This window comes from Pseudomonas azotoformans (genome assembly GCF_900103345.1).
GTDB lineage: Bacteria > Pseudomonadota > Gammaproteobacteria > Pseudomonadales > Pseudomonadaceae > Aquipseudomonas > Aquipseudomonas azotoformans.
In genome coordinates, this window is the sequence record NZ_LT629702.1 from 4,949,623 (window position 1) to 4,966,633 (window position 17,011).

The window sequence follows — 17,011 nt, forward strand, 5'->3', positions numbered from 1 at the left end:
AGGTTAATACGCATGATCAGGAGGTAACAGATCATGGCCTGATCTCCTCGGTTCAGGCTCGATGAGTTCGACCCCAGCATAGGCGGCGGGTCGTGTGTATCCGTATCCCAAATTGGCACTTAGCTGTGATCTTCGGGAGTCGACGTTGGCGTTGCTCTGATCGTCAGAAACAAGAAAGCCCGCACGGGGCGGGCTTCTTGGGGTGTTTCGTAGACTGTCTGAGACAGCCCGAGACTGCTATATGGTGCACCCGGCGGGATTCGAACCCACGACCCCTGCCTTCGGAGGGCAGTACTCTATCCAGCTGAGCTACGGATGCTTGTGCGGGCGACATCATACCCATGTCGACCTTGGGCGTCCATGCTGGTCTTTGGGCATCCAAGCGTAGGAATTCGCTGCATAAAGGCCCTGGGCCGGGCACCACCCATCGGAAGGGTAGAACCCGGCCCAACGACGCTGATCAGAAAGATCGACTAAAAGCGCCGTTTTCGTTCTTTTTTTCGAACAGACTATTGCCCTGCCCCCCCATTGATCCTAGGATTCGTTTGAGATTTCAAACGCTCTGTCTCCCGCGCGCTATTCACGCTACCCCGCGTGCTGGGGCTGATTTCCCTGACGGCAGCCCACAAGGCGCCTTTCAACAACTCTAATTCGCTCCGCGTGCGCGCGGTGCTGTTAAGGAAACCCGACATGCAGCTCAAAGATACCCAGTTGTTCCGCCAGCAAGCCTTTATCGATGGCGCTTGGGTCGATGCGGACAACGGTCAGACCATCAAGGTCAACAACCCGGCCACGGGCGAGATTCTCGGCACCGTGCCGAAGATGGGCGCCGCTGAAACCCGCCGCGCCATCGAAGCCGCCGACAAGGCCTTGCCGGCCTGGCGTGCACTGACCGCCAAGGAACGCGCCAACAAGCTGCGCCGTTGGTTCGAACTGCTGATCGAAAACCAGGACGACCTCGGTCGCCTGATGACCCTCGAGCAAGGTAAGCCGCTGGCCGAAGCCAAGGGTGAAATCGTCTACGCCGCCTCCTTTATCGAGTGGTTCGCCGAAGAAGCCAAGCGCATCTACGGTGATGTGATCCCTGGCCACCAGCCGGACAAGCGCCTGATCGTGATCAAGCAGCCGATCGGCGTGACCGCCGCGATCACTCCGTGGAACTTCCCTGCTGCGATGATCACCCGTAAAGCCGGCCCGGCCCTGGCCGCCGGTTGCACCATGGTGATCAAGCCTGCTTCGCAAACCCCGTTCTCGGCCCTGGCCCTGGTTGAACTGGCGCACCGCGCCGGTATCCCGAAAGGCGTGTTGAGCGTGGTCACCGGCAGTGCCGGCGACATCGGCGGCGAGCTGACCAGCAACCCGATCGTGCGTAAATTGTCCTTCACCGGCTCGACCGAAATCGGTCGCCAGCTGATGGCCGAATGCGCCAAGGACATCAAGAAAGTCTCCCTGGAGCTGGGCGGCAACGCGCCGTTCATCGTGTTCGACGACGCTGACCTGGATAAGGCCGTCGAAGGCGCGATCATCTCCAAGTACCGCAACAACGGCCAGACCTGCGTTTGCGCCAACCGCCTGTACATCCAGGACTCGGTGTACGACGCGTTCGCCGAGAAACTGAAAGCGGCGGTGGCCAAATTGAAGATCGGCAACGGTCTGGAAGAAGGCACCACCACTGGCCCGCTGATCGACGAGAAAGCCGTGGCCAAGGTGCAGGAACACATCGCTGACGCCCTGAGCAAAGGCGCCAAGCTGCTGGCCGGTGGCAAGGTGATGGAAGGTAACTTCTTCGAGCCGACCATCCTGGTCGACGTGCCGAAAAACGCGGCCGTGGCGAAGGAAGAAACCTTTGGCCCACTGGCGCCGCTGTTCCGCTTCAAAGACGAAGCCGAAGTGATCGCAATGTCCAACGACACCGAGTTCGGCCTGGCGTCGTACTTCTATGCCCGCGACCTGGGCCGTGTGTTCCGTGTGGCTGAAGCCCTGGAGTACGGCATGGTCGGCGTCAACACCGGGTTGATTTCCAACGAAGTGGCGCCGTTCGGCGGCATCAAGGCCTCGGGCCTGGGCCGTGAAGGCTCCAAGTATGGGATCGAGGATTACCTGGAAATCAAATACCTCTGCCTGGGCATCTGACCCGGCAAGAGCTTGCAGCAAACGCAAAGGGCACGAGAGCGCTGCCCCTTTGCGTGTTTCACCCCGCAATTCGTAGTGACCGGGAAAGCTGTGGCAGTCGATCATCGCATGCTGCCGTAGTTGCCTCCCCGCCACGTATTCCTTGGACCACGCCACCCGATGAGTGGCGAATGAGGACTTTATGAGCAAGACCAACGCATCCCTGATGAAACGCCGTGAAGCCGCTGTACCGCGCGGTGTTGGCCAGATTCACCCGATCTTCGCCGAATCGGCGAAGAACGCTACCGTGACCGACGTTGAAGGTCGCGAGTTCATCGATTTCGCCGGCGGCATCGCCGTGCTGAACACCGGCCACGTGCACCCGAAAATCATCGCCGCCGTGACCGAGCAGCTGAACAAACTGACTCACACCTGCTTCCAAGTACTGGCCTATGAGCCTTACGTGGAACTGTGCGAGAAAGTGAACGCCAAGGTCCCAGGCGATTTCGCCAAGAAAACCCTGCTGGTCACCACCGGTTCCGAAGCGGTGGAAAACGCCGTGAAAATTGCGCGGGCCGCCACGGGGCGTGCCGGTGTGATCGCGTTCACCGGCGCCTACCACGGTCGCACCATGATGACCCTGGGCCTCACCGGTAAAGTCGTGCCTTACTCCGCCGGCATGGGCCTGATGCCAGGCGGCGTGTTCCGCGCGCTGTTCCCGAACGAACTGCACGGCGTGAGCGATGACGATTCCATCGCCAGCATCGAACGCATCTTCAAGAACGATGCCGAGCCGCGTGATATCGCTGCCATCATCATCGAGCCGGTGCAGGGCGAAGGCGGTTTCTACGTCGCGCCGAAATCCTTCATGAAGCGCCTACGCGAACTGTGCGACAAGCACGGCATCCTGCTGATCGCCGACGAAGTGCAAACCGGCGCCGGTCGTACCGGTACGTTCTTCGCCATGGAACAGATGGGCGTTGCCGCCGACCTGACCACCTTCGCCAAATCCATCGCTGGCGGCTTCCCGCTGGCCGGTGTGTGCGGCAAGGCTGAATACATGGACGCCATCGCGCCAGGCGGCCTGGGCGGCACCTACGCCGGTAGCCCGATCGCTTGTGCAGCTGCGCTGGCGGTGATGGAAGTGTTCGAAGAAGAGCACCTGCTGGACCGCTGCAAGGCAGTTGGCGAGCGTCTGGTGACCGGTCTCAAAGCCATCCAGGCCAAATACCCGGTGATCGGCGAAGTGCGTGCCCTGGGCGCGATGATCGCGGTCGAGCTGTTCGAAGATGGCGACAGCCACAAGCCCGACGCCGCTGCCGTTGCCTCCGTGGTGGCCAAGGCGCGTGACAAGGGCCTGATCCTGCTGAGCTGCGGCACCTACGGCAACGTGTTGCGCGTACTGGTCCCGCTGACTTCGCCGGACGAGCAGTTGGACAAAGGCCTGGCGATCATCGAAGAGTGCTTCTCCGAGCTGTAAGAGAAAGCTGACCTGTTCGACAGAAAAAACCCGCTTCGGCGGGTTTTTTTATGCCCATTGCCGCACATTCAGCCCGTGTTCATTGTACGTAGGCGGCTCCATTGACTAAGGTTGCAAGCATTGCCGATGGAGCGTGCTGGATGACTGCTGTTGATTTACCCGCTGTACCCCGCGTGTTGATTGCCGAGGCGGACCCTTGGTCGCGGGACCTGCTCAAGCAAGTGTTGTTGAATGTGCGCTGCGACGCGCGGCTGGATGTGTGTGCCGATGGCCAGCAAGCGGCGATATTACTGCGCGAAAAATCCTACGACCTGATCCTGGCGGATTGGGAGCTGCCCGGCATCGATGGCCTGAGCCTGCTGCGCAGCGTGCGCCAGAAGCGTCGCTCGCCTTTGCTGCCGTTCATTCTGCTGAGCAGTCGCAATGACAGCGCCAGCGTGCGCGAAGCCTTGCCCCTGGCGCCCACGGCGTACCTGACCAAACCCCTGAACATGGAAGGCCTGACCCAACGTCTGCAAGACCTGCTGCTCAACGAAGGCGAAACGGTGTACTGCGAGATCCCACCGTTGGCGCCCGGCATGACCTTGCCAGTGTTCCTTGAGCGACGCCGCGAAGCGTCCGACGGCGCGCCATTGCGGGTCGATGTGAAAGCCGCCGTGCAACACAGCCTCAGGCCGGAAGGCCTGGACCTCAAGCATCTGGAAGACCAGGTGCGCATGGACCCGCAAATCACCGCCGTGCTCATCGCCGCCGCCAACAGTGCCGGCCATCACGGCGCACCGGTGCAGACCCTGCCCGGCGCCCTGCACAAGCTGGTGCCGGGGCAAAGCATGAACCTGATCCTCGGGCTGGCGCTCAAGCACAACGTGGTACTCGGTGACCCGGCGCTGGTGGCCTATGCCGAGCGGCACTGGCAAGTGTCCCAGGACACTGCCGACTACGCCCGGCGCCTGGCCCGCATGTTGGAGCTGGATCACGAACGCTGCTACAGCGCGGGTATTCTCCACCGGCTGGGCGACCTGGCGCTGTTGCGCTGCCTGGAGGACTGGCGCCAGGGTGGCGGCGAACTGGATGACGAAGCGATTGGCGAGTCCCTCTACACCTTTGGCGCTGCCTATGGCTCGGCACTGCGTGCGCGTTGGCGCTTGCCGTTGGAGCTGCGCCAGTTGATTGCGGCGATCTACTCGTTGGAGGGCGGTGTGTATGCGCGGGATGCGCTGGTGGTGCACCTGGCGGCGCAGATGGCGCGTTTGACTGAGCATGAAGGCCTGGAAGAACTGGCGGCGGGCAAGACGGCGCGATTGCTCAAGGTGGGCTTGTCGGAGCTGACCCGAGTGCGCAAATCCTGATGTGTGAGGGGGCTTGCCCCCGATGGCGGTGTATCAGTCACCCATGTGCTGGCTGACCCCCTGCTATCGGGGGCAAGCCCCCTCCCACATTTGAGCAGTGTTGACTACTAGCCCGCGATTACGCGGTTCTTGCCCAGGCGCTTGGCCTCGTACATGGCCGCATCGGCACGGGCGAACAGGCTGTCCAGGGTCGAGTCGCGATCGGTGAGGCTGGCCAGGCCCTGGCTGATGGTCACGCTGAAGGCCTGGCCTTCGTAGTTGAAGCTGAGTTCCTGGATCTCCCGGCCCAGGCGCTCGGCCACCTGCAACGCCATCTCCGGCGCACAGCCAGGCAATACGGCGGCGAACTCTTCGCCACCGATGCGCCCGAACAGATCGCCACGGCGCAGCACTCCTCGACCGCTCTCGGCGATACGCCGCAGCACCTGGTCGCCCTCCAGATGGCCGTAGCTGTCGTTGATGTCTTTGAAGTCATCGATGTCCAGCAGCAGAAAGGCCAGCGGCGCACCTTGGGCACAGGCAGTGTCGAAGGCCTGGTTGGCGCATTCGAAGAAGTGCCGGCGGTTACTGCTCTGGGTCAGCACGTCGGTGGTGGCAAGACGGTGCAGCTCCAGCTCCAGCTGTTTCTTTTCAGTGATGTCTTCGGCCATGCCCACCACGATCAGCGGCTCACCGGGCTCGACTTGCTGGTTCATGTAGCACTTGTCACTCAGCCAGCGGATCTGCCCGTCGGCGGTGATGATGCGGTACTCGCGGTCTTCCACGGCGCCCTGTTCCAGTACGCGGGCCAGGCTGTGTTCGGCGTAGTCGAGGTCTTCGGGGTGGATGCTGTTGCGCCATTCCCGGTGGTCGGCCAGCAGCAGGCCGGCAGAGCGCCCGAAGACTCGTTCGTAGGCCGGGCTCACGTACAGCACGCGGCGGGTTTCCCAATCGATGGCCCACAGCACGGCATTCACGCTGACCAGCATTGAACTCAGCAACTGCTCACGTTCGCTCAATCGTTCGACTTCACCCTGGGCATGCACCAGCGCCAGCAGGGTCGCCGCTGCTGCTGGGCGGGGATGCTCAGCTGCTGGCGCGTCGATTAAGGAGGACTTTTCGTGAACCATCGGCACAACTCTCTCTGGGCGCGCCGCAAACAGGAGCAGCGGTCACTACAAGGGGCCACCATGATGGCGAAGTGTTCATTGAGAGAGGCGAATTTCAGTGAAGTTCCGTCAACAGGACCGATTGCCGGTGCCCGGTAAATGACGCCAAAAAGCTGATAGGTGGGAGGGCAAGCCCTCCCACCGCAGCATCAGACTGCCGCAGGACGCAGCGAATAAGTCTTCAATTGGTGCGCAAAATCCCGTAGGGACTGGATGCCGCTGGCCTCGGCTTCATGCACCCATTCCTTGATGGCCGCCAGCATATCGTGGCCATTGGAGCTGGTCTTGAGCCAGATCTGCTGCAGCGCCAGGCGCTTTTCGTAGATCACTTTCAGTGCATGGCTGTGTTCCAGCATGCTCTGGATGCGCACGTGATGGCGGTCATCCAGCAAGCTGGTTTCCCGCGACAGCAGGCGCTTGGCGCGGTGGAACTGATGGCGCACCGAGTGATCGACCTTTTCCAGCTCCTGCTTGACCAATGGGCCGATCACCAACTTGCGGTACTGGGCCATGATCTGGAAGCGGTTGTTGAGGATCGCCATGGCAGTGTCCATGTCCAGGTGGCCCTTGCCTTCCACGCGGTGGGCAATAGGGGCGACACGCTGCACCTTGGCCAGGCGCAGGAAGCTGAATACTTTGATCCACGCCCAGCCCAGGTCGAACTCCCACTTCTTCACCGACAGCTTGGCGGAGTTGGGGTAGGTGTGGTGGTTGTTATGCAGCTCCTCGCCGCCGACGATGATGCCCCACGGCACCAGGTTGGTCGCCGCGTCACGGCATTCGAAGTTGCGATAGCCCACGGCATGCCCCAGGCCGTTGATCACGCCGGCGGCCCAGAAGGGAATCCACATCATCTGGATCGCCCAGATGGTAATGCCGATGGTGCCGAACAGCAGCAGGTCGATCGCACCCATGATCGCCACGCCCAGCAGTGGGTAGGGGGTGTAGATTTTGCGTTCGATCCAGTCGTCCGGGCAGTTCTTGCCGTAGATGCGCAGGGTCTCGGGGTTTTCGGCTTCGGCGCGGTACAGCTCGGCGCCTTTGCGCAGCACAGTGGACAGGCCCTTGATGACCGGGCTGTGCGGGTCATCCACGGTTTCGCATTTGGCGTGGTGCTTGCGGTGGATGGCAGTCCACTCGCGGGTGTTCTGCGCCGTGGTCAGCCACAGCCAGAAGCGGAAGAAGTGTTTCAGGCCGGCATTGAGCTCCAGGGAGCGATGGGCTGAATAACGGTGCAGATAGACCGTGACCCCAACAATGGTCACGTGGGTCATCAACAGCGTGACTGCCACCAGTTGCCAGGCTGACAGGTCAAGAAAACCGTTGTACCACATAGGCTGTATGGCCCTCAGATAAAGAAAAGAACAGCTCAAGCATTATCACTAAGCCTACAGAGAAAACCAGCGACCCTTTCAGATAAGACTTACGAGATGTTACTTATTCTATAATCCGCAGCGTTTATAGGGCGATTATGTTTTTTTGGTAAGGATTACTGACCATATGCTGTTTTCATACCGTGGAGCCCTACGCGCGGGGCTGGTATACCTTCTGGTTTCTGTCGCATGGCTCCAGCTCAGCAACCACTTATTGATCAGCTTTCTCGATGAACCGCGGGAGTTGGGACGCTGGCTGCAAGTGCGGGGCTATGTGTGGGTGGCCCTCAGCGCCCTGGCGATTTACCTGATGTGCGCCCGATTTGCGCGTGCCAACCAGTTGCAGCAACCGTTGAAGGAAAACCGCGAACGCCTGCGCCAGGCCGCCGCCGTGTTCGACTGCACCCGCGAAGGGGTGCTGGTCACCGACGCGCAGGGGCTGATCGTGCACGTGAACCGCGCCTTCATGGCGATCACCGGCTACAGCCGCGAAGACGTCATGGGCCAGCAGCCCAGCTTGTTCAAGTCGGGGCGCCATTCGTCGCATTTCTACCAGCAGATGTTCCAGAGCCTGGAGCGTACCGGCGAATGGAGCGGTGAAATCTGGAACCGACGCAAAAGCGGCGAGATTTACCCCCAGTGGCAAACCATTCGCGTGATTCACGATGACCAAGGCCACGTCAGCCATTACGTCGCGGTGTTTTCCGATATCAGCGCCATCAAGGACTCCGAGCACGAACTGGCCCACCTCGCCCATCACGACCCGCTGACCGACCTGCCCAACCGCCTGCTGTTCACCGACCGCGCCGAACAGGCACTGGCCTCGGCGCAGATTCACAAGCGTGGTTGCGCCTTGCTGTTGCTGGACCTGGACCACTTCAAAATCATCAATGACAGCCTGGGCCATAACGTTGGCGACCAGTTGCTCAAGCTGGTCGGCGAACGGCTCAAGGCGTTGTTCGGCCCGGGCGTGACCCTGGCGCGCCTGGGTGGGGACGAATTCGCGGTGCTGGCAGAAAGTTGTCCACAGGTGGCCCAGGCTGCGGGCCTGGCGCAACGCATACTGGATGCACTGAAACAGCCATTTATCTTTGACGGCCACCAGCTGTTTATCAGCGCGAGTATTGGCATCAGCCTGTTCCCCAGCGACGCCCTGAGCGCCGAGCAGTTACTGCGCAACGCCGATTCCGCGTTGTTCAAGGCCAAGAGTGCTGGCCGCGAAGGCTATGCCCTGTACACCGAAGAACTCACCGCACATGCGCAGAACCGCGTGGAGATCGCCAGTGAGCTGCGCCGTGCGCTTGAACAGCAGGAGCTGTGCGTCTACTACCAGCCGGTGCACGACCTGCAGGGCAGCCGCCTGATCGGCGTCGAAGCGCTGGTGCGTTGGCAGCACCCGGAGCGCGGTCTGGTGCCGCCGGGCGAGTTCATCCCGATTGCCGAGCGCACCGGCCTGATTGCCGATATCGACGCCTGGGTCATGGACCAGGCCTGCCGGCAGATGTGCCAATGGCTGGCCGATGAGGTGCCGCTGAGTTTTATCGCCATCAACGTTTCCAGCCGCCTGTTTGCCCGGCGTGAGTTGTACGAGCAGGTCGCCCAGGTGCTGCACGACACGGGCCTGGATCCCGCCTTCCTCGAACTGGAAGTCACCGAAAGCGCGGTGATGGACGACCCGGAAGTAGCCCTGGAACAACTGCACCGCCTGCGCGAGCTGGGGCTGCGCCTGGCCATCGACGACTTCGGCACCGGTTATTCCTCGCTGTTGCGCCTCAAGCGCCTGCCGGTGCAGAAGCTCAAGATCGATCAGGGCTTCGTCGCCGGGTTGCCGTGGGACGAGGACGATGCGGCGATTGTGCGCGTGGTGATCGCCCTGGCAAAAAGCATGGGGATGCAAGTGCATGCAGAGGGGATCGAGCAGGTGGAACAGGCGCGGTTCCTGTTGGATCAGCAGTGCGATATGGGGCAGGGGTATTGGTTTGGCCGGCCGATGCCGGCGGGCGAACTAGATTGGTCCAAGGCACCCGTGATCCGAACCTGAAATGCGTTCAAGTGTGGGAGGGGGCTTGCCCCCGATGGCAGACTGTCAGTCAATGAAGATGTGATTGACGCACCGCTATCGGGGGCAAGCCCCCTCCCACATTTGAAAGCAATCTGCGCGCAACCCCGCGTCCCACCAGAAAATTCTTTCTGGTTATATAAACATTCTTAAATAGTATTTTTAAGAATATCCGCGCTTATCTACTATCGCCCTCACGCCGCAAGCAGTGCCGCCACTGCGAGGCACTATTCATTTCAGGAGCGAGACCATGAGCGCATCTCTACGTAGCGTCGACGGCCAGGACGAAGCAGCCATTTTGCGTGAGATCCAGAGCGCCCTGCGCGATCTGCGGTTTGGCGCGGTGGAAATCACGGTGCACAACGCCCAAGTGGTCCAGATCGAACGCAAAGAAAAATTCCGCCTGCAGAACCCGGGTAACAAACCGAGCTGAGCAAGAACGGCGATTCGCAAGACCCGCAACTACAAGAAATACCCCTGTAGGAGCGAGCTTGCTCGCGAAAAACGTCAACGATAACGCAGCGCATCAGGTTCAACGCGTCGCTTTCAAGTTTTTCGCGAGCAAGCTCGCTCCTACGGTGTTCAGCCAATAACTAAGAATTCTAGGAGCCTTCTATGTCGTCGATTCGCCGTTACGCCCTGGCCGCCCTGGCCAGCGCCGTGTTTGCAGGTTCTGCGGTTGCCAAGGACTACGAGTTGCTCAACGTCTCGTACGACCCTACCCGTGAGCTGTACCAGGACTACAACGCTGAGTTCACCAACTTCTGGAAACAGTCCCACCCAGGCGACAACGTCAAGATCCAGCAATCCCACGGTGGTTCGGGCAAGCAAGGCCGCGCCGTGATCGATGGTCTGCGCGCTGACGTGGTCACCCTGGCTTTGGCCGGCGACATCGACGAAATTGCCAAGCTGGGCAAGACCCTCCCGGAAAACTGGCAGACCCGCCTGCCGGACGCCAGCACCCCATACACCTCGACCATCGTGTTCCTGGTGCGCAAGGGCAACCCTAAAGGCATCAAGGACTGGGGCGACCTGATCAAGAAAGACGTGTCCGTGATCACCCCAAACCCGAAAACCTCCGGCGGCGCCCGCTGGAACTTCCTCGCCGCCTGGGCCTATGGCCTCAAGGCCGGTGGCAGCGAAGCCAAGGCTCAGGAATACGTGAAAGAGCTGTTCAAGCACGTACCTGTGCTGGACACCGGCGCTCGCGGCTCGACCATCACCTTCGTCAACAACGGTCAGGGTGACGTATTGCTCGCCTGGGAAAACGAAGCCTTCCTGGCGCTGAAGGAAGACGGCGGCGCCGACAAGTTCGACATCGTCGTACCTTCCCTATCGATCCTCGCCGAGCCGCCGGTGGCCGTGGTCGACAAGAACGCCGAGAAAAAGGGCAACACCGAAATCGCCACTGAATACCTGAAGCACCTGTACAGCCCGGCTGGCCAGGAGATTGCGGCGAAAAACTTCTACCGCCCACGCGATGCAAAAGTGGCCGCCAAATACGCCCAGCAGTTCCCGAAACTGGACCTGGTGACTATCGACAAAGACTTCGGCGGCTGGAAAACTGCCCAACCGAAATTCTTTAACGACGGTGGCGTGTTCGACCAAATCTACACGGCGCAATAACGCCAACCCCACTGTAGGAGCGAGCTTGCTCGCGAAAAACTTCAAGACACCGCGTGCATCCAGACAGCCCGCGTTATCGTTGACGATCTTCGCGGGCAAGCCCGCTCCTACAGAGGGTCAGGAGAGCCCGCATTCGTTTGCGGGTTTTGCATGTCTGTTCCCTTAACCAAGGACTCTTATGTCGCGTCGTATCTCCCCCGTCATACCCGGCTTCGGGCTGACGCTGGGCTACACCGTGGTGTACCTCAGCCTGATCGTACTCATCCCGCTGGCGGCGATGTTTGTACACGCCGCTCAACTCACCTGGGATCAGTTCTGGAACATCATCTCCGCACCGCGTGTGCTGGCGGCGTTGCAACTGAGCTTCAGCACCGCGCTGTACGCCGCGCTGATCAATGGCGTGATCGGCACGCTGCTGGCCTGGGTGCTGGTGCGCTACACCTTCCCTGGCCGCAAGGTCATCGATGCGATGATCGACCTGCCGTTCGCGTTGCCCACCGCTGTCGCCGGCATCGCACTGACCGCGCTGTACACGCCTAACGGGCTGGTCGGCCAGTTCGCCGCCGACCTGGGCTTCAAGATCGCCTACACCCCGTTGGGCATCACGCTGGCGCTGACCTTCGTCACCCTGCCGTTCGTGGTGCGCACGGTGCAGCCGGTGTTGGCCGATATCCCCCGGGAAGTCGAAGAAGCCGCCGCGTGCCTGGGTGCCAAGCCGTTGCAGGTGTTCCGCCACATCCTGGTGCCGGCGCTGCTGCCCGCCTGGTTGACCGGTTTCGCGTTGGCGTTTGCCCGTGGCGTGGGTGAGTACGGTTCGGTGATTTTCATTGCCGGCAACATGCCGATGAAAACCGAGATCCTGCCGCTGCTGATCATGGTCAAGCTCGATCAATACGACTACCGCGGCGCCACGTCCATTGGCGTGTTGATGCTGGTGGTTTCCTTTGTCCTGCTGCTGCTGATCAACTTGTTGCAGCGGCGCATCGAACGTCCATAAGGAGGCGCGGAACATGTCCCAATCGTCTATTGCCGCCGCGTCCTCGGCCAACGCTGCCCGCCGTGGCAGCGCCGCGTCGCGACGCATCCTGATCGGCCTTGGCTGGCTGGTGTTCGCCCTGTTCCTGTTGTTGCCGCTGTTTATCGTGGTGACCCAGGGCCTGAAGAACGGCCTCGGCGCGTTCTTCACCGCGATCCTCGAACCCGACGCGCTGTCGGCGTTGAAACTCACGGTGATCGCCGTGGTGATCTCGGTGCCGCTCAACCTGGTGTTTGGCGTCAGCGCTGCGTGGTGCGTGAGCAAGTACTCGTTCCGTGGCAAGAGCATCCTGGTGACGCTGATCGACCTGCCGTTCTCGGTGTCGCCGGTGATCGCCGGCCTGGTCTATGTGTTGATGTTCGGCGCCCAGGGCTTCTTTGGCCCGTGGTTGCAGGACCACGACATCCAGATCGTGTTCGCCTTGCCCGGCATCGTGCTGGCGACCATCTTCGTCACCGTGCCCTTTGTGGCCCGTGAACTGATCCCGCTGATGCAGGAGCAGGGCACCCAGGAAGAAGAGGCCGCGCGCCTGCTCGGTGCCAATGGCTGGCAGATGTTCTGGCACGTGACCGTGCCGAATATCAAATGGGGCCTGATCTATGGCGTGGTGCTGTGTACCGCACGGGCCATGGGTGAGTTCGGCGCGGTGTCGGTGGTGTCCGGCCACATTCGCGGCGTGACCAACACCCTGCCGCTGCACGTCGAGATTCTCTACAACGAATACAACCACGTTGCCGCGTTTGCGGTGGCGAGTCTGTTGCTGATCCTGGCGCTCTTCATCCTGCTGCTCAAGCAGTGGAGCGAGAACCGTATTAACCGCCTGCGCGCCGGTGCGGCTGAGGAATAAGTCATGTCGATCGAAGTCCGTAATGTCAGCAAGAACTTCAACGCCTTCAAGGCCCTGAACAGCATCAACCTGGACATCCAGAGTGGCGAGCTGGTGGCCTTGCTTGGCCCGTCCGGCTGTGGCAAGACCACCTTGCTGCGCATCATTGCAGGCCTGGAAACCCCGGATGACGGCAGCATCGTGTTCCACGGTGAAGACGTCTCCGGCCACGACGTGCGCGATCGCAACGTCGGTTTTGTGTTCCAGCACTATGCGTTGTTCCGTCATATGACCGTGTTCGACAACGTGGCGTTCGGCCTGCGCATGAAACCGAAGAACCAGCGCCCGAGCGAAAGCCAGATCGCGGTCAAGGTCCACGAACTGCTGAACATGGTGCAACTGGATTGGTTGTCGGATCGTTACCCGGAGCAGCTCTCCGGTGGCCAGCGCCAGCGTATCGCCCTGGCCCGCGCCCTGGCGGTCGAGCCGAAAGTGTTGCTGCTGGATGAGCCCTTCGGCGCCCTCGACGCCAAGGTACGTAAAGAGCTGCGCCGCTGGCTGGCGCGCCTGCACGAAGACATCAACCTGACCTCGGTGTTCGTGACCCACGATCAGGAAGAGGCCATGGAAGTCGCCGACCGCATCGTGGTGATGAACAAGGGCGTGATCGAGCAGATCGGCTCACCGGGCGACGTCTACGAAAACCCGGCCAGCGATTTCGTCTATCACTTCCTCGGGGATTCGAACCGCCTGCACTTGGGTGAAGACAAGCACGTGCTGTTCCGTCCACACGAAGTGTCGCTGTCGCGGCATGAACTAGAGGATCACCACGCCGCAGAAGTGCGGGATATCCGCCCGTTGGGTGCGACAACCCGTGTGACCTTGAAGGTCGAAGGCCAGAGTGAGCTGATCGAAGCCGAAGTGGTGAAAGACCACGACAGCCTGACCGGCTTGGCGCGCGGCGAGACGCTGTTCTTCAAACCCAAGGTCTGGCAGAAAGCCTAAAAGCGCTGCAACCCCCACTGTAGGAGCGAGCTTGCTCGCGAAAAACGCAAAGGCACCGCGTTAAGCCAGGGTGTCCGCGTTATCGTCAGCAATTTTCGCGAGCAAGCTCGCTCCTACAGAGGGTCATGCGGCAACGTTTTTCTTGCTGCTGCGCACTGGCCCCGAGCGCTCCTCGATCTGCTGCTTGAGGTCATGCCGCAACCCCAGCAGAAACGCCAACTCCGCCACCACAAACAACGGCCCGACGATCAACCCCGACACGTCATCGACAAACGCAGGCTTCCTGCCTTCGTAGTAATGCCCGACAAACTGAATCACCCAACCCACCACGAACAGGCCGATACCGCTGCTGAGCCACACCAGCGTACTCTGCGCCGCCAGCACGTGTCCGGCCCACACCGACAGCGCCATCAGCACGGTCATCAACACGCCCAGGGCCAATTCCAGGCGCAGGTAAAACCACGCAGAGAACAGCGCGAGAAGAACGGCGGGTGAGATCCATAGGCCAGCGACGGCCCATTCCGGGCGTGACAACAACACCGCAACCGCCACCACGATCAGCGGGATGCCGACAAAGTGGCTGGCGATGTTGCGCGGGTCGCGGTGGTAGGCAGCGTATTGACTCAGGTGATCGACGAGGCTTTTCATTGTTATTCCTCCTGTAGGATGTTTGATCATGCCCCGTCAGCCTGTGGCGAACTGTCAGCTGGGCGACAATCTTCGGAGTTCACATGGACGCAGAACAATGGCGCGCCCGGTTGGCCAGCGGTCACTGGTTCAGCCACCTGGCGGCGCCTTTTCAGCATAGTCTGCTGGCCCATGCCCGGCTGCGGCAGCTGACGGCGGGGCAATACTTGTTCAAGCGCGGCGACCCGCCCTGTGGCTTGTACGCGGTGCTCGACGGCACCCTGCGGGTCAGCGCGGTGAACGAGCAGGGCAAGGAGGCGATACTCAGCCTGGTGGAGGCACCTTTCTGGTTCGGCGAAATCTGCCTGTTCGATGGCCTGCCGCGCACCCACGACGCCTGCGCGGTAGGTCCCAGCACACTGTTGCAGGTGCCGCAGCAGGCGCTGCTGGGCATCCTGGACGAGACCCCGCGATACTGGCGTGACCTGGCCCTGCTGATGAGCCAGAAGCTGCGCCTGAGTTTCATCGGCCTGGAACAGCTCAGCCTGATGCCGGCCCCGGTGCGGCTGGCCCACCGCTTGTTGATGATCGTCGAGGGCTACGGCGATACCGAACATGCCAAACGCGTGCTGCAATTGCCCCAGGAAGACCTGGCGGCCATGTTGAACCTGTCGCGCCAGACCACCAATGTGCTGCTCAAGGACCTGCAAGCCGCCGGCGTCGTGCGCCTGGGCTACGGCGAGATCGAAATCCTCGACGTACAGCGGCTACGGCAGGCGGCGCACCCCTGAGGGTGTTAGCCTGCACGCCTATCAATCGAGGTGTGTTATGCGCGTGCTGTTAGTGGAACATGAATCCGACGAGGCACAGCGGATGGCCTTGGGCCTGAACGAGGCCGGTTACAGCGTGGAAGTGGCGGCCAATGGCATGGCGGCGTTGCGCTTTGTTGAAAGCACCGAGTACGACCTGGTGATCCTGGATGTGATGCTGCCGGGGCTCAATGCCTGGAAGTTGCAGCAGGCGATTCGGCAGAAGGGCCAGACGCCGATGTTGTTCCTGACCACGCCCGGCGGGATTGAAGACCGCCTGCGCGGGTTGGAATTGCATGAGGATGACTATCTGCTCAAGCCATTTGCGGCCAAGACGCTGGTGGCGCGGGTCAAGAAGTTGTTGCGGCGTGGGCGGTGACTATTCTGACGCTATCGGGGCAAGCCCCCTCCCACTTTTGATCTGTGAATACGTTCAAAAATGTGGGAGGGGGCTTGCCCCCGATGAGGCCCTCCCAGCCACTACCAATCTCTATCTCAGCCCATCCCGAAACTGCCCCGGCGTCATCCCCGTCCAGCGCTTGAACGCCCGGTTGAAGCTGCTGGTGTCGGCAAAGCCGAGCAAATGACTGATCTCGGCCAATGAGCACTGTGGGTCGCGCAAGTGCAGCAAGGCCAGGTTCTCGCGGCACTCATTGAGCAGCGCATCAAACCGACAGCCTTCATCCGCCAGGTGCCGTTGCAGGCTGCGCAGGCTCAGGTGCAGCGCCTGGGCGACGCGTTCCGCACTTGGCTCGCCGTCGGGCAACTGCGCTTCGATCACTCGCCGCACCTTGCGCTCCCAGGTCAGCGGTTGCAGTTGGGCGAGGGTGCGCTTGAGCACGGTTTCATTGTGCTCGGCCAGTTCGGGGTTGGCGTCGTCCAGGTGGCTGTCGAAATCCAGGGCGGCGAACTCCAGGCGGTCTTCCTCAGCGCCGAAAAACACCGGCGCACGAAACACCGTGTGCCACGGCTTGGGGTCTGCGGGTTCGGGTCTTCGCAGGTACACCGCCAGCGGCGCGTATTCACGGCCCAGGCGATTGCGGCAGGTGCGTACGTAGATTGCTGCAAACGCATCGATGGCCTCGAACGCCGGCGCCGGGTTACCGGGTAGTTGCAACAGGCGAAACCGGTAGCGTTCGCCATCACCGCTCAGCTCCAGGCTCAAGGCATCGCTGACCACCTGGTGATACCGCACGATGCGCTCGAACACTTCCCGCAAGCTGCCACTGGCCACCAGCGCATACCCCAACGCATGAAACGTGGTGGGGCTGACGAACCGCGACACCCGCAGCCCAATCGCTGGATCACCGCTGGCCTGCACCGCCAGTTCCCACAAGCGCGTGGTGGCCGACAGCGGGTAGCGCGCATTCGGGTCGTCCATCTGCTGTGGGTCGAGCCCGGCTTGCAGGCACAGCGCGGCGCTGTCGAGGCCCAGGGCGTCGAGTTGCTTGCGCAGGGCGCGGGTCCAGCTGGCAAGGGAAGTGGGTTCGGTCATGGCGATTGGCGCTTGCGGTCAACAGGTTGGCGTCCGGGGCTAGCATCCTGATTGATCGCTTGGGGC

At 61.4% G+C, this 17,011-nt stretch carries 15 protein-coding genes, 1 tRNA gene and 1 pseudogene; 11 read left to right on the forward strand and 6 right to left on the reverse strand.

What is annotated here, in order from left to right; translation table 11 throughout:
* Positions 1–242: 242 nt before the first annotated feature.
* Positions 243–319, reverse strand: a tRNA-Arg gene (locus BLR69_RS22535).
* Positions 320–690: 371 nt separating this feature from the next.
* Here BLR69_RS22535 and gabD point away from each other — a divergent pair.
* The 3 genes from gabD (at position 691) to BLR69_RS22550 (ending at position 4,941) form a co-directional block, all read left to right on the forward strand.
* Entirely contained in the window at positions 691–2,133 is a 1,443-nt protein-coding gene (gene gabD / locus BLR69_RS22540) for an NADP-dependent succinate-semialdehyde dehydrogenase (protein WP_071493210.1), read from the forward strand.
* A gap of 181 nt (positions 2,134–2,314) precedes the next feature.
* Complete coding sequence (gene gabT, locus BLR69_RS22545) at positions 2,315–3,592, forward strand: 4-aminobutyrate--2-oxoglutarate transaminase (RefSeq protein ID WP_071493209.1); 1,278 nt, start codon at positions 2,315–2,317, stop codon at positions 3,590–3,592.
* Positions 3,593–3,732: 140 nt separating this feature from the next.
* Entirely contained in the window at positions 3,733–4,941 is a 1,209-nt protein-coding gene (locus BLR69_RS22550) for an HDOD domain-containing protein (protein ID WP_071493208.1), read from the forward strand.
* Positions 4,942–5,048: 107 nt separating this feature from the next.
* On the opposite strand, the gene BLR69_RS22555 is transcribed toward BLR69_RS22550, so the two are convergent.
* Both BLR69_RS22555 and desA read right to left on the reverse strand, forming a co-directional pair.
* Positions 5,049–6,050 (reverse strand): sensor domain-containing diguanylate cyclase, encoded by a 1,002-nt coding sequence (locus BLR69_RS22555; protein ID WP_071493207.1) that lies wholly within the window; start codon positions 6,048–6,050, stop codon positions 5,049–5,051.
* A 188-nt stretch (positions 6,051–6,238) separates the two neighbouring features.
* Positions 6,239–7,423 carry a delta-9 fatty acid desaturase DesA gene (gene desA / locus BLR69_RS22560; RefSeq protein ID WP_071493206.1) on the reverse strand — a complete coding sequence of 395 codons (1,185 nt, stop codon included), beginning with the start codon at positions 7,421–7,423 and terminating at the stop codon, positions 6,239–6,241.
* A gap of 166 nt (positions 7,424–7,589) precedes the next feature.
* On the opposite strand from desA, the gene dibA reads away from it, so the two are divergent.
* The 3 genes from dibA to BLR69_RS22575 all read left to right on the forward strand — a co-directional run bounded on the left by dibA (position 7,590) and on the right by BLR69_RS22575 (position 11,147).
* A complete protein-coding gene (gene dibA, locus BLR69_RS22565) occupies positions 7,590–9,503 on the forward strand; it encodes a phosphodiesterase DibA (protein WP_071493205.1) in 1,914 nt (637 codons plus the stop codon).
* A gap of 268 nt (positions 9,504–9,771) precedes the next feature.
* Positions 9,772–9,954, forward strand: a complete 183-nt coding sequence (oscA, locus tag BLR69_RS22570) for a sulfur starvation response protein OscA (RefSeq protein ID WP_003170956.1) — start codon at positions 9,772–9,774, stop codon at positions 9,952–9,954.
* Positions 9,955–10,136: 182 nt separating this feature from the next.
* On the forward strand, positions 10,137–11,147 hold the full coding sequence (locus tag BLR69_RS22575) for a sulfate ABC transporter substrate-binding protein (RefSeq protein ID WP_016975030.1): 1,011 nt from the start codon (positions 10,137–10,139) through the stop codon (positions 11,145–11,147).
* Here BLR69_RS22575 and BLR69_RS31240 read toward each other — a convergent pair.
* A pseudogene (locus BLR69_RS31240) lies at positions 11,142–11,246 on the reverse strand (outer membrane lipoprotein carrier protein LolA); the annotation flags it as partial. The gene BLR69_RS22575 and the pseudogene BLR69_RS31240 sit on opposite strands and share 6 nt — an antisense overlap.
* Positions 11,247–11,325: 79 nt before the next feature.
* Here BLR69_RS31240 and cysT point away from each other — a divergent pair.
* Genes cysT through BLR69_RS22590 form a run of 3 tightly spaced genes read left to right on the forward strand, consistent with a single transcriptional unit; the run spans position 11,326 to position 14,014 of the window.
* The gene (cysT, locus tag BLR69_RS22580; RefSeq protein ID WP_016975029.1) at positions 11,326–12,144 is read left to right on the forward strand and encodes a sulfate ABC transporter permease subunit CysT; all 819 of its coding nucleotides are present in this window, start codon (positions 11,326–11,328) and stop codon (positions 12,142–12,144) included.
* A gap of 13 nt (positions 12,145–12,157) precedes the next feature.
* Positions 12,158–13,030 carry a sulfate ABC transporter permease subunit CysW gene (cysW, locus tag BLR69_RS22585; RefSeq protein WP_071493204.1) on the forward strand — a complete coding sequence of 291 codons (873 nt, stop codon included), beginning with the start codon at positions 12,158–12,160 and terminating at the stop codon, positions 13,028–13,030.
* Between the two features lie 3 nt (positions 13,031–13,033).
* Positions 13,034–14,014 (forward strand): sulfate/molybdate ABC transporter ATP-binding protein, encoded by a 981-nt coding sequence (locus tag BLR69_RS22590; RefSeq protein ID WP_034101869.1) that lies wholly within the window; start codon positions 13,034–13,036, stop codon positions 14,012–14,014.
* A gap of 123 nt (positions 14,015–14,137) precedes the next feature.
* Here BLR69_RS22590 and BLR69_RS22595 read toward each other — a convergent pair whose 3' ends face one another.
* A complete protein-coding gene (locus BLR69_RS22595) occupies positions 14,138–14,662 on the reverse strand; it encodes an Mpo1 family 2-hydroxy fatty acid dioxygenase (RefSeq protein ID WP_071493203.1) in 525 nt (174 codons plus the stop codon).
* 83 nt (positions 14,663–14,745) lie between these two features.
* Between BLR69_RS22595 and BLR69_RS22600 the strand changes: the two genes are divergently transcribed.
* Together BLR69_RS22600 and BLR69_RS22605 are read left to right on the forward strand one after the other, a co-directional pair.
* Entirely contained in the window at positions 14,746–15,432 is a 687-nt protein-coding gene (locus BLR69_RS22600; RefSeq protein WP_071493202.1) for a Crp/Fnr family transcriptional regulator, read from the forward strand.
* 37 nt (positions 15,433–15,469) lie between these two features.
* On the forward strand, positions 15,470–15,829 hold the full coding sequence (locus BLR69_RS22605) for a response regulator transcription factor (RefSeq protein ID WP_071493201.1): 360 nt from the start codon (positions 15,470–15,472) through the stop codon (positions 15,827–15,829).
* Between the two features lie 111 nt (positions 15,830–15,940).
* Here the strand turns inward: BLR69_RS22605 and BLR69_RS22610 are convergent, their stop codons facing one another.
* Positions 15,941–16,945: an AraC family transcriptional regulator gene (locus tag BLR69_RS22610; RefSeq protein WP_071493200.1), complete on the reverse strand. Its 1,005-nt coding sequence runs from the start codon at positions 16,943–16,945 to the stop codon at positions 15,941–15,943.
* Between the last annotated feature and the right edge of the window lie 66 nt (positions 16,946–17,011).